We start from the raw sequence: 11,719 nt of genomic DNA, 5'->3' as shown, positions 1-11,719 counted from the left end.
GTGGCGTGGCAGGGGCCGCCCCCCCCGTGCGTGCCTATCTGTTTTTTTACCCCCTGGGGGGGTTTATTTCCTTGTTTTGGGGGGGGGGGTGTTTGGGGGGGGGGGGGGGGGGGGGGCCCCGCCGCCGGGGGGGGGCCACCGCCCGGATGTCACGAGGCGGCGTGCAGCGCGGCCAGCGCCTGCGCCCAGCGGGCGTACTTCAGCTCGGCGAGGTCGGCGACGCTCTCCACGCCGAACGCCTCCTTGAGGAGTTCGCCGTCCCGCTCCGAGACGCCCTTCAGGGCGGCGACGGGCGCGGCCAGCACCTCGCCCAGCGGCTTGTCCGCCCACGCCTTGTCCAGAACCCCGCTCAGATCCGTCGATGTCACGGCAGCCTCCTGTGGACCGGTCCTATGCTCTACAAGCATGTAGAGCATAGGACCGGGCGCCCTCCCGGGCGGGCGTTTTCCGGTCTTCCGCCAACAAGGCCGGAAATCGCCCTCGCGGATGCCGGGCCGCCGCCCCTGTCCGTGTGCTTTGCCATTCCTTTACAGTGGATGCGGAGGCGCGCCCGCCGCGCCCTCCACGCCCCGCAGACACAAGGAGCAGCGGACCCCCGATGGGTGAACCTCCCAGTACCCGCCCGTGCCCCCGCGCGTGCGCCCCCCGGGCGCCGGAACGCGGAGCGGCACGGTGACCGGCCCCCTGCCCCGCAGGCTCCCGCCCCTCGCGGCGGGCCCTGCGCTCCCCCCGGCCGCCTCCGGCGGCCGCTCCCGCGCCACGGCCGCGCACCCGCCCCGCACCGGCGGCTCCCGGCCGCGGCGGAGGGCGCCCTGCCGGGGCGCCTGAGGCCCCCGGCCGCGGGTGCCCCGCGCCCCGCACACCCCCCTCGCCGGCACCCCGGCGGAGGAGCAGCCGCTCCTCCTCCCGGGTGGAACCCGGCCCGGAGCCCGGCGGCTTCGCGGCCCGGAGGGGAACCCGGCGGCACACCACCGCGTTGACCACGATCCAGGCACCACGAAGGAGAGCACCTTGTCCGCCAGACCGTCGGACCCCCCGGGACACAGTCCCCGACCACCCCGCCCTGAACACGGCACGCGGCGGGGCGGTGTCCGATGAGTGCCGTCCTCGGCCTGCTGGCGGTCCTGGTGCTCACCGCGGGCACCGGCTACTTCGTCGCCCAGGAGTTCGCCTACGTCGCCGCCGACCGCCTCGCCCTCACCCGCGAGGCGGAGGCGGGCGACAAACGGGCCGCCCGCGCCCTGCGCGTGCTGGAGCGGCTGTCCTTCATGCTCTCCGGCGCACAGCTCGGCATCACCGTCACCGGCCTGGTCGTCGGCTTCCTCGCCGAGCCCTCGGTCTCGGCGCTGCTCCGGCCCGCCCTCACGGGCCTCGGCCTCGGCGCCGGCGCCGTGTCCGCCGTCTCCGTGGTGCTCGCCTTCGTGCTGGCCACCGTCCTGCAGATGGTCCTCGGAGAACTCGCCCCCAAGAACCTGGCCCTGGCCGTGCCCGAGCGGCTCGCCAAGGCACTCGCCCCCTCCACCCTCGTCTACCTGAAGATCGTGGGGCCCGTGGTGCGCGTCTTCGACGGCGCCGCGAACCGGCTGCTGCGCGCCGTCGGCATCGAGCCGGTGGAGGAGCTGCACCACGGCGCCACCCTCGAAGAGCTGGGCCACCTGATCGGCGCCTCGCACGAGCAGGGGCACCTGCCCGCCGACACCGCCGAGCTCCTCGACCACGCGGTCGAGTTCTCCGAGCGGACGCTGGGCGAGGTCATGGTGCCCCGCGCGGACGCCGTCTTCGTCCACCAGGCGACCACGGCGGCAGCCGCGGTGGAGGTGATCGCCGAGCACGGGCACTCCAACTACCCGGTCTTCGGCGACCACCCCGACGACGTGGCCGGCGTCCTCGGAGTGCGCGAGCTGACGCGCGTCCCCGCCGACCGCCTCCACGCCACCACGGCGGGGGCGGCGGCCCGCCCCCCGCTGCTGCTGCCCGAGACACTGCCGCTGCCCGACGCGGTGGCCCGCATGCGGGAGCGCGACGACGACTTCGGCGTCGTCCTCGACGAGCACGGCGGTGTCGCGGGGGTCGTCACCTACGAGGACATCGCCGAGGAGCTCGTCGGCGACATCGCCGACGAGAGCGACCGGGTCGTCGAACTCGCGGTGGCCGACGGCGCGGGCTGGCTGGTCGACGCCGGACGCCGCCTGGACGAGGTCGAGGACGCCACCGGCCTGGCCCTGCCCGAGGAGGAGGACTACGACACCGTGGCGGGCCTGGTCATCGACCGGCTCGGCCGCTTCCCCGCCGTGGGCGACCGCCTCACGGTCGACGGCGTCGACATCCGGGTCCTGACCCTGGACCGCCATGTGCCCGAGCGGGTGCGCCTGGAGCGGTGCCCGGCGGCGGCTCACGACGCCCCCGGCTCCGGGCCCGGAGCCCTCCGGCCTGACGGGTCCGCACCCCCGGCGCCCGCGGCCGGCGCCACCGCCGCCCCGCACTCCGCCGAGGAGGCACGGTCATGAGCCTGCCCACAGCACTGCTGGTCACCGTCCTGCTGCTCGTCGGCAGCGGCTTCTTCGTGGCGGCCGAGTTCGGCCTCGTCGCCGCCAGGCGGCACCGTATGGAGAAGGCCGTGGAGGAGGGGCGGCGGGGCGCCAGGGCCGCCCTCGCCGGCATGCGCGAGCTGTCGCTGATGCTGGCGGGCGCGCAGCTCGGCATCACCGTCTGCACGCTGGGCCTGGGCTCGATCTCCAAGCCCGCGATCTCCCACCACCTCGACCCGCTGCTCCGGGGGCTCGGACTGCCCACCCAGCTGAGCTACGGCATCGCCTTCGCCGTGGCCATGGTGGTGGTCGTCTTCCTCCACATGGTGGTCGGGGAGATGGCCCCCAAGTCCTGGGCGATCGCCCACCCCGAGCGCTCGGCGATGCTGCTGACTCCCCCCTTCCGGGCGCTGGTCAGGGTCGTGCGCCCGGTGATCCGGGTGCTCAACCTGGCCAGCAACGCCCTGGTGAGGCTGTGCCGGGTGGAACCGCGCGAGGAGCTCGCCGCCGTCCACAACCGGGAGCAGCTGACCCACCTGGTCGCCGAGTCCGAGCGTCTGGGCCTGATCAACAAGACCGACTCCGAACTGATCACCCGCTCGCTCACGGAGCCGCAGACCCCCGTGGGCGCGCTGCAGACGCCCGCCGCGGACATCGCCATGGTCCCGGCCGGGGCCGGTGCCGAGGAGGTGCTGGCCGCGGCCACGGCCGCCGACCGCTCCCGGCTGCTGGTCCACGACGGCGACCGGATCCTCGGATCGGTGCACACCCGCGACGCCCTGGTCGCCCGGAGCGGCGGCCGCGCCGTCACCGCCCGGCGCCTGGCCCGGCCGGTGCCCGAGCTGAGCGCCGCGGACAGCGTCTCCCACGCGGTCGAGCAGCTGCGCCGCAGCCGCGCCTCCCTCGCCGTGATCCGTGACGAGCACGGCCGGCTGACGGGGCTGATCAGCCTCGACGACCTGATCGCACGGCTGATGGGCGTGCCCGCCTGAGGGCGTGGGGCGGTCGGGCCCGGGTGGCCCGGCCGCCCCGCCGTGTCCGGCGCGGCGGGCCCGCCCGGGGCCTGTGCGGGTCCGGGTCCGGGGCCTGCCCGGGGCCGGGGCGGGTGTGCGGCCGCCGGCCGCGCTCCCGGGGCGGAAGGCCGCCCCCGGAGGGCCGCCGCCGGACCGGTGCACCCGACCGGACCAGCGGCGATCGCACTTATGTCGGCCATCGGGGGGAATCCCCGCTCCACGGCCCACCCGGTGCGCCGGCGGCGACGAACGACCCACGGACCCGTCCCATCGGGGTGACGGGCCGTCCACCACCGGAGAGCTTTCATGCGCATCCGCATCGCCGCCGCCGTCGCGGCGGCAGCCGCCGTCGCCGCGTCCTTCACCGTCCCCGCCACGGCCTCGTCGGACCCCTCCGCCCCCACCCCCTTCGCTCCCCGCGGCGGGGCCGCACACGCCGGGCTCGTCAGCGTGGGGCTCACCGCGGACCAGCAGCTGGTCGGCTTCTCCGTCGCCGAGCCGGGCGACACCTGGTCCTTCGGCCGCGTCAAGGGCCTCACGGGCGACACCGAGCTGGTCGGCATCGACTTCCGCGTCCAGAACGGCAAGCTCTACGGAGTCGGCGACCGGGGCGGCGTCTACACCCTCGACGACCGGGCCCGGGCGGTGAAGGTCTCCCGGCTCACCGTCGCCCTCGACGGCACGCGCTTCGGGGTCGACTTCAACCCGGCCGCCAACCGGCTGCGGGTGATCAGCGACACCGGCCAGAACCTCCGCCACAACATCGACGACCCGGCGACCCCGCTCACCACCACGGTGGACGGCACGCTCACCGTCCCGGGCACCCCGCCCACCACCGCCCGCGGCGTCACGGGCGCGGGCTACACCAACAACGACCTCAACGCCGCCACCTCGACCACCCTGTTCGACATCGACACCCTGAACGACCGCGTCGTCCTGCAGTCCCCCGCCAACTCGGGAACGCTGGCCGCCACGGGCGCCCTGGGCGTCGACGCGGGCCCGTCCGCGGGCTTCGACGTCTACTACCGGTCCTCCGACGGCTCCAACCACGGCTTCGCCGCCCTCTCGACCGGCGGCCGGCAGCGGTTCTACCGGGTGAACATCCTCGACGGCGAGACCACCTTCGCCGGCACCTTCCCGGCCGGCCACCAGGTCGTCGACGTCGCCCTCCCGCTCGACCAGCGCTGACCCCGGCACCAGGGGGCGGCCGGTCCGGGGCATCCCCGGACCGGCCGCCCCCGTGTCACCGGCCGCCGACCGCGTACGCCGCGTAGAGCCGCCCGGCGTGCGAGGCGAGCACCGGCGCCGCGGGGGCCACCGGGTCCGGGAGCACCGGCGACAGCGGGGACCAGCGGTGCCCGTCGGGCGAGGAGCAGGCGAGGAGCAGACCGGTGCCCTGCTCCCGGTGGGCCAGCCACAGACCGCCGCCGTGTGCGGTGAGGGCGGGGGCGTGCCCGGTGAGCGGCCCGGACAGGTCCCAGACCGGGCCGAACCGCTCGGGCGACCAGGCCAGCGCGCTGAGGGTGCCGTCGTCGCGGCGGTGGGCCGCCCAGGTCGTGCCGCCCAGCCGGGCGAGGCTGAGTCCGCCCGGGCAGTCCCCGTCCGTCAGCCACCCCTGGTCGCGGTGGGACCAGGGGCGCGCGGCACGGTACGGGAGGCGCCACTCGGCCAGTACCGCGTCCCCGGGCCCCCGGCGCACGGCGGTGCGCACCCGTCTGCGGCCGTCCGCGGCCAGGGCGTCCAGGTCCGCGTACGCGTGCTGGTGGGGGAGGCGCACCGCCGCACCGGGGCGGCCGGCCGCGAGGGGGCAGGCGTGCACCGCGCCACCGCCCGCCTCGGCGTACAGGCACCACAGGACCGCGCCCACCGGTACCAGCGCCGGACGGAGGCCGCCCGAGGGCGGCCCGCCGCGGGGGCGCAGCCGGACCGGTGCCCCCCATGCCGTGCCGGGTGCGCCGAGCGTGCTCCACAGCAGGGTCCCGTCCGCCGGGTCCGCGACCGCGGCGTACAGGCGGCCGCCGTGGGAGCACAGCGCGGGCACGGCCGCCCGCGACCACGGCGGGGCGGGTGCCGGAACCCAGCCGCCCTCCCCGAGCGCCCGCAGTCCGATGCGGCGCCGACCGCCGCGTCCGGCGCCGGAGGGGGCGGCGCCGGACGCGGCGGGGGCGGTGGGGGGCTCGGACGGCATGGGCGGCCTTCGGGTCCGGCGCGGCGGGGCGGGCGACGGCGCGCCCCCGGGGGAACGGGGGCGGGGGCGCGCCGTGCCACGCGTGCGCCACGGGCGGTCCGCCCGTTCAGGACTTCGGCATCAGGACGGTGTCGACGATGTAGACCGTGGCGTTGGCGGTGGGCACGTTGCCGCAGACGACCTCGGAGGAGTCGTTGACGGTGTACGCCTCGCCCGAACCCACGGTGGTCAGGGTCGACTTCTGGAGCGTCTCGTAGGTGCCGTCCTCCAGCTGCTCCGGCGTCAGCTTCTCGCCGACCACGTGGTACGTGAGGATGTCGGTGAGCATCTGCTTGTCGGCCAGCACCTTGTCCAGGTCGGCCTGGGGGATCTTGGCGAAGGCGTCGTTGGTGGGCGCGAACACCGTGATGTTCTCGGCGGTGTTGAGGGTGTCCACCAGGCCCGCCTTCTTCACCGCGGTGACCAGGGTGGACAGGGCCGGGTTGTTGGAGGCCGCGGTGGCCACCGGGTCCTGGGCCATGCCGTCGAAGGACCCGGCGCCCTCCGCGGGCACCGAGGCGCAGGCGGGGCCGAACGGGCCGTCCACGGGAGCCGCGTCGTCCGCCGTGCCGGAGTCGTTCCCGGCGGGGGCGGAGCCGGCGCTCTCACCGGCCGCCGCATCGGTGGAAGTGTCCTCACCTCCGCACGCGGTCAGGGCCAGCGGGAGCACCGCGGCGGCGGTGACGGCGACGGCGGCACGGCGGAAGCGGAAGGCGTTCATGGAGCTCTCCAAGGTAGTGGGTCGGTCACTCAGGGTGACGATCGGGGGGCGGTCGGCGCCCCGGCCGGCGGACGGGGCGGGCTGCGCGGGGCGCCTCACACGGGTGGGGCCTCACACGGGTGGCGCCTCACACGGGTGGCGCCTCCGGTGGAACATGCCGCCGTCCGGGGTCGACCGGCCGGCGCTGCGCGTGTCCCGCTGCTCTGATCGTCACGCCCTCTATTCGGGGCCCGCGCCGGGGTGGATTGGTCCGTCCTCCGAAAGAGTGATGACGGCCCCTCGGGTGGGACGGCCCACAGCCGAACGACCCTGGTCCGGGGCCCTGGGTACTCCGTTCGAGGGATAGGTCGGCGCGGGACCCATCCACGGGCCGGGCCGCGGCGAATGCCGGACGAGCCCGGGCGTCCTGGAGGGAGCGCCCGGGCTCGGGCGGCACCGGACGGCGCCGGTCCGCCACCGGCGGCGGCCGCGGACTTCCGGCCCCGGCCGCCGCAGGCCCGTGGGGCGTCCGCTCGCCCGGACGCCCCGCGGGCACCCCGGCCGGACGGGCACCCCGGCCCGGGGGGGCGGGGCCCGGCCGGACCCCGCCCCGAAGGACCTCAGCCGGCGCCGCTCACGGCGCGCCCGGCTCCGGCTCCGCCCCGAAGGCCCCCCGGAGCGGGCGGAGGGCCAGCCGGACCAGCGCCAGGGCGCTGTCGTCACCGGCGATGCGGTTGGTGCCGAGTGCTCCGCAGGAGCGGCACCGGTGGACCAGCATCCACTCCCCGTCCGCCCGTGCGGACACCGCCACGGCGTCCATCCGCCCCCGGCAGCCCGCCGACCGGTCGCCGGGCAGGCGGCCGTCCACGTGCAGGCTGGTGAGGCAGTGCGGGCAGTGGTTGCGGTGCGCGGTGCCGGGGGCGCTCGTGGACACGTCCAGGCGGCAGCCCGCGCAGCGGAAGTCCCGTGCGCGGTGGCCGCCGCCGCCGTGCAGCACGTCCTTGCTCCGCTGCGGCCGCCGGTCCTTCCGGTCCCGTCCGCCCGTGCGGGTACGTCGCGGCATGTCCGATGCCCTCCCGTTCCGCCGGCTCACAGCCGTCCCAGCACTTCGAGCGGGAACGGCGGATCGGCCAGCGGCCGCACCGCGGTGCGCAGGAGCACGAGCCGGTTGTCGTCCGGGTGGACGGGGTGGGAGGCGAGCGCGTCGCAGCGCAGGCAGCGGTGGACGGTGATCCGCTCGCCGGAGTCCAGGACGGCGACGGCGATCGGGGCCGTCCGGCCCCGGCAGCGGCCGGTTCCCCCCGCACCGTCGTCCAGGTGAGGGGCGTTCAGGCAGGAGGGGCAGTGCGTGCGGCGGGCGCCCCGGGAATCGAGGGCACGCGCGGTCGCACCGCACCACGCGCAGTCGAAGGCGCCCCCCTGCGAGGGGTCCGGCGTGTGCGGGACCCCGGGGGAGCCGGGGATGTGCGGGCTGGTGTCGGAGGCGCTGCGGTGAGCGTCTGCGGTGGGGCTGTGACGGGTGGACACCCGGTGTGCTCCTTGCTGATGACGAGACGATGACAGCAAGAGCAGGCCGAGCGGGTCCTCGGGGAACGCACCGCGGCACGGCTGCGCCCGGGATCGGGCGGGCATGCCTGCGGGCGGCGGGGTACCGGACAGCCGGCCGGTCGTCGCCGCACGGGTGCGGCGGCACGGCAGCCGGGGACGGTACGGCCTAGAACGCGGTGCGGTGAGGCGCGCTCGGCACGGTGCGGGGCATGAACACAGCCTTCCAGGGCCGACGGGCCCGGTGCGACGACGGGGTGTGAGACCCACGGTAGCCAGGCCCCCCGCCCGGCTCCAGTGGTTTTTCCCGACCCCCGGGACGGCCCGCCCGACGGGCGACCGGTCGCGCCCCGGCCCCGTCCTCCCCGCCCGCCGGGATCACTCCCCGGCCGCCTCCTCCTCGCCCGCCGCCAGGGGCGTGACGACCGCCTCGACGGTGACCGGTCCGCTCCGCTCGAAGTCGAGGGTGAACGCGATCCGGTCGCCGGGACGCCAGTCCCCGGAGCCCGTCACGGCGACGGCCGGACCGAACCGGGACATGCCGAACTCCGCCCCGGCCGGGACGGTGAACGAGTCCGCGCGCTCCCGGTACCCCCCGCCCTCCGCGGTCATCCGGTGCTGCGTCAGCTCCGCGGGGGTGTTGCGCTCCGACCACGTCACCTCGCGGAGGCGGTCCGGGGAGCCACCGCTGTTGACGATGCGGAAGTAGGCGCTGGTGGTCCGCCCGGGCACCACCGGCTGCAGCACCCGCCCCTGGCCGACCTCGATCCTCGCCGGGGTGCCCGCCTTGCCCGAACCCGCCCAGACGATGAGCCCGCAGGCCGCCACCGCGGCGGCCAGCACCGTGACGGCCGCCGTGCGCAGGGCGTCCGCCAGGCGCCGCGCGTCCGGCCACCAGGGGCCGAACGCCGCCGGACGCCCGCTGCCGGACTCCGCCGCACCCGGATCCGCCACCGGATCCGCCACCGGATCCGCCGTCCCGTCCCGTTCCGCGCGGCTCATCGCGCACCCCCCGCGCCGGGGAGGCGGAGCCCGGGGTGCCGCGCCCCGGGCGGGCGCCCCCCGTCCGGCCGCCAGGTCCGCAGCCGGAGGCTGTTCGCCACCACCAGCACCGAGCTGGCGGACATCGCGACCGCCGCCACCATCGGATTGAGCAGACCCACCATGGCCAGCGGCATGGTGACCGCGTTGTAGCCGAAGGCCCAGACCAGGTTGGCGCGGATGGTGCCCAGGGTCCGTCGGGCCAGCAGCACCGCGTCGGCCAGCGCGTCGATGTCCCCCCGCACCAGGGTCACGTCCGCCGCGCCGATGGCGACGTCGGTCCCGGTGCCCATCGCGATGCCGAGGTCCGCCCCCGCGAGGGCCGCGGCGTCGTTGACCCCGTCGCCGACGACCGCGACACGGCGCCCCTCGGCCCGGAGCCGGGCCACCAGTTCGGCCTTGTCCTCGGGCGAGCAGCGGGCATGGACCTCGGAGATCCCGAGGTCGCGGGCGACCGCCTCCGCGACCGGCGCCCGGTCCCCGGTGGCCAGGACCGGCCGGACGCCGAGGCGCCGCAGCCGGTCGACGGCCCGGTAGCTGTCGGGGCGGACCAGGTCGGCCACCTCGACGAGCGCCTCCGGGACGCCGTCCACCCGGACGAGCACCGCCGAGCGCGAGGCCTCCTCGGCCCGCCCCAGCGCGATCGCCAGCGAGGCCGGCAGCTCCTCCACCCCCGTCGCGCCCGCCCGTCCGGACTCCTCCGCGAGACCGTCCCCGGCCGGACCCTCCGCGAGACCGCGGGCCAGGTCCGGCGCGACGACCTCCACCAGCCGCCCGTCGACGCGACCGCTGACACCCCGGCCCGTCCGCGCACGGAAGTCGTGCACCGGCGGGAGCCCGACGTCCCCGGCGGCCCTGCGGGCATACGCGGCGATCGCCCGCCCCAGCGGATGCTCCGAACCCGCCTCGACGGCGCCCGCCAGCCGCAGGGCCTCACGGGCACCGAGCCCCCCGGGCACGTCCGCGACCCTCCCGACGCTCATCCGCCCCGAGGTGAGGGTGCCCGTCTTGTCGAGGACCACGGTGTCGACGTGCCGGAGGCCCTCCAGCGCCTGCGGGCCGCTGACCAGCACACCGAGCCGGGCGCCGCGTCCCGTGGCCGCCATGAGCGCCGTGGGCGTGGCCAGGCCGAGGGCGCACGGGCAGGCGACCACCAGCACGGCCACGGCCGCGGTGACCGCGGACTGGGCGTCGGCGCCCGCGCCGAGCCAGAAGCCGAGCACCGTGACCGCGACGGCGAGGACCGCGGGGACGAAGTGCCCCGCGACCGCGTCGGCCAGCCGCTGGGCGCGCGCCTTGCCCGCCTGGGCGTCGGTGACCAGCTGTGTGATGCGCGCCAGCCGGGTGTCGGACCCGACCGCCGTGGCGCGCACGAGCAGCAGGCCCCCGACGTTGACCGCTCCGCCGGTCACCGGGCTGCCGGGGGAGACCTCGACGGGGTCCGACTCGCCGGTCACCAGGGAGAGGTCCACGGCCGAACTCCCCTCGGCGACCTCCCCGTCGGCGGCCACCCGCTCGCCGGGCCGCACGGTGAACAGGTCGCCGATCCGCAGCCGCTCCACCGGCAGCAGGACCTCCCCCTCCCCGCGGCGCACGGTGACGTCCTTCACCGCGAGCCGGGCGAGCGAGCGCAGCGCGGCCCCCGTCCCGCGCCGGGCGCGGGCCTCCAGGAACCTCCCCACCAGGACGAACAGCGGTACGCCGACGGCCGCTTCCAGGTACACGTGCGCCATGCCGTCGTCGGCGGCCGGGACCAGGGTGAACGGCATCCGCATGTCCGGATCGCCCGCACCGCCCAGGAACAGGGCGTAGGCGGACCAGCCGAAGGAGGCCGCCACCCCGAGGGAGACCAGGGTGTCCATGGTCGCCGCGGAGTGCCGCAGTCCGCGCAGCGCCCGCAGATGGAAGGGCCAGGCGCCCCAGAAGGCCACCGGAGCGGCCAGGGTGAAGCACAGCCACTGCCAGTTGCGGAACTGCAGGGCGGGCACCATGGACAGCACCAGCACCGGTGCCGACAGCAGGGCGGTGACCAGGAGCCGTCGGCGCTCCTCGGCGGAGGCCTCGCCGCCGTCCGGGGCTCCGTCCGCCGCGCCGCCGCCTCCCTCGTCCCGGCCGTCCTCACCGGCCCCGGCCCCGGGTGCCTTCCGGGCGGGCTCGGGGACGAGCGCCCGGGCGGTGTAGCCGGCGGACTCGACGGCCGCGACGAGTGCCTCGGGGCCGACGTCCTGCGGGTGGGTCACCCGGGCCCGCTCCGTCGCCAGGTTGACCACGGCCGTGACGCCGTCGAGCCGGGCGAGCCTGCGTTCCACCCGGCGGACGCAGGCGGCGCAGGTCATCCCCCCGACGCTGAGGTCGGTCACGGCCTCCGTGGACGCTGCGGCGGTCATCCGTGCCCTCCCGAGTGGCCGGTGCCCGCTCCGTCGTCCCCGTCGCCCGGGTCGCCGGTGGCGGCGGGCCCGACCAGTCCCGGGGCCACCGGCCCCATGACCGCGCCCGCACCGTACGCCCCGGCGAAGATCAGCACGAGGAGCAGGAGGAATCCGTAGACCGCCGGAGGCGGCAGGTACCGGAGGAGTGCCGTCCGGTCTCGGGGGGCGGGCGTCTGTTCCACGGAGCGGCCTCCACGGTCTCGGTGCGGTGCGCGGGACGACGGACGTGCGCGCGG

11 protein-coding genes are annotated in these 11,719 nt (G+C 76.8%); 3 read left to right on the top strand and 8 right to left on the bottom strand.

Going from position 1 to position 11,719, the window contains the following annotated elements:
• Positions 1-149: 149 nt before the first annotated feature.
• On the bottom strand, positions 150-368 hold the full coding sequence (locus ACGF15_RS14050; protein WP_345611853.1) for a hypothetical protein: 219 nt from the start codon (positions 366-368) through the stop codon (positions 150-152).
• Between the two features lie 726 nt (positions 369-1,094).
• On the opposite strand from ACGF15_RS14050, the gene ACGF15_RS14045 reads away from it, so the two are divergent.
• From ACGF15_RS14045 to ACGF15_RS14035, 3 genes are all read left to right on the top strand, one after another.
• Positions 1,095-2,507, top strand: a complete 1,413-nt coding sequence (locus ACGF15_RS14045; protein ID WP_345611855.1) for a hemolysin family protein — start codon at positions 1,095-1,097, stop codon at positions 2,505-2,507.
• A complete protein-coding gene (locus ACGF15_RS14040; RefSeq protein ID WP_345611857.1) occupies positions 2,504-3,520 on the top strand; it encodes a hemolysin family protein in 1,017 nt (338 codons plus the stop codon). Before ACGF15_RS14045 ends, ACGF15_RS14040 begins: the two co-directional genes overlap by 4 nt.
• A 327-nt stretch (positions 3,521-3,847) precedes the next feature.
• A complete protein-coding gene (locus ACGF15_RS14035) occupies positions 3,848-4,729 on the top strand; it encodes a DUF4394 domain-containing protein (protein WP_392798814.1) in 882 nt (293 codons plus the stop codon).
• A 55-nt stretch (positions 4,730-4,784) separates the two neighbouring features.
• Here ACGF15_RS14035 and ACGF15_RS14030 read toward each other — a convergent pair whose 3' ends face one another.
• The 7 genes from ACGF15_RS14030 to ACGF15_RS14000 all read right to left on the bottom strand — a co-directional run bounded on the left by ACGF15_RS14030 (position 4,785) and on the right by ACGF15_RS14000 (position 11,665).
• On the bottom strand, positions 4,785-5,729 hold the full coding sequence (locus ACGF15_RS14030; protein ID WP_392798811.1) for a hypothetical protein: 945 nt from the start codon (positions 5,727-5,729) through the stop codon (positions 4,785-4,787).
• A gap of 106 nt (positions 5,730-5,835) precedes the next feature.
• Positions 5,836-6,489 carry a fasciclin domain-containing protein gene (locus tag ACGF15_RS14025; RefSeq protein WP_392798808.1) on the bottom strand — a complete coding sequence of 218 codons (654 nt, stop codon included), beginning with the start codon at positions 6,487-6,489 and terminating at the stop codon, positions 5,836-5,838.
• Positions 6,490-7,102: 613 nt separating this feature from the next.
• Positions 7,103-7,531 carry an RNHCP domain-containing protein gene (locus ACGF15_RS14020; RefSeq protein ID WP_345611865.1) on the bottom strand — a complete coding sequence of 143 codons (429 nt, stop codon included), beginning with the start codon at positions 7,529-7,531 and terminating at the stop codon, positions 7,103-7,105.
• Between the two features lie 26 nt (positions 7,532-7,557).
• On the bottom strand, positions 7,558-7,995 hold the full coding sequence (locus tag ACGF15_RS14015) for an RNHCP domain-containing protein (protein ID WP_392798805.1): 438 nt from the start codon (positions 7,993-7,995) through the stop codon (positions 7,558-7,560).
• Positions 7,996-8,391: 396 nt separating this feature from the next.
• Entirely contained in the window at positions 8,392-9,015 is a 624-nt protein-coding gene (locus tag ACGF15_RS14010; protein ID WP_392798802.1) for a copper chaperone PCu(A)C, read from the bottom strand.
• Positions 9,012-11,441, bottom strand: coding sequence for a heavy metal translocating P-type ATPase (locus ACGF15_RS14005; RefSeq protein WP_392798799.1), 2,430 nt, complete (start codon positions 11,439-11,441; stop codon positions 9,012-9,014). The genes ACGF15_RS14010 and ACGF15_RS14005 overlap by 4 nt, the downstream gene beginning before the upstream one ends.
• On the bottom strand, positions 11,438-11,665 hold the full coding sequence (locus ACGF15_RS14000; protein ID WP_392798796.1) for a hypothetical protein: 228 nt from the start codon (positions 11,663-11,665) through the stop codon (positions 11,438-11,440). Before ACGF15_RS14000 ends, ACGF15_RS14005 begins: the two co-directional genes overlap by 4 nt.
• Positions 11,666-11,719 lie beyond the last annotated feature (54 nt).

The organism is Streptomyces sp. NPDC048001 (assembly GCF_043203115.1).
Lineage (GTDB): Bacteria > Actinomycetota > Actinomycetes > Streptomycetales > Streptomycetaceae > Streptomyces > Streptomyces sanyensis.
Note: the sequence above shows the minus strand (reverse complement) of the source record. Positions and strands in the feature narration are given on the sequence as shown.

Excerpts from the sequence above, each read along its gene's own strand:
- ACGF15_RS14045 (WP_345611855.1), top strand. The coding sequence starts at position 1,095 with ATGAGTGCCGTCCTCGGCCTGCTGGCGGTCCTGGTGCTCACCGCGGGC.
- ACGF15_RS14040 (WP_345611857.1), top strand. The coding sequence starts at position 2,504 with ATGAGCCTGCCCACAGCACTGCTGGTCACCGTCCTGCTGCTCGTCGGC.
- ACGF15_RS14035 (WP_392798814.1), top strand. The coding sequence starts at position 3,848 with ATGCGCATCCGCATCGCCGCCGCCGTCGCGGCGGCAGCCGCCGTCGCC.
- ACGF15_RS14030 (WP_392798811.1), bottom strand. The coding sequence starts at position 5,729 with ATGCCGTCCGAGCCCCCCACCGCCCCCGCCGCGTCCGGCGCCGCCCCC.
- ACGF15_RS14025 (WP_392798808.1), bottom strand. The coding sequence starts at position 6,489 with ATGAACGCCTTCCGCTTCCGCCGTGCCGCCGTCGCCGTCACCGCCGCC.
- ACGF15_RS14020 (WP_345611865.1), bottom strand. The coding sequence starts at position 7,531 with ATGCCGCGACGTACCCGCACGGGCGGACGGGACCGGAAGGACCGGCGG.
- ACGF15_RS14010 (WP_392798802.1), bottom strand. The coding sequence starts at position 9,015 with ATGAGCCGCGCGGAACGGGACGGGACGGCGGATCCGGTGGCGGATCCG.
- ACGF15_RS14005 (WP_392798799.1), bottom strand. The coding sequence starts at position 11,441 with ATGACCGCCGCAGCGTCCACGGAGGCCGTGACCGACCTCAGCGTCGGG.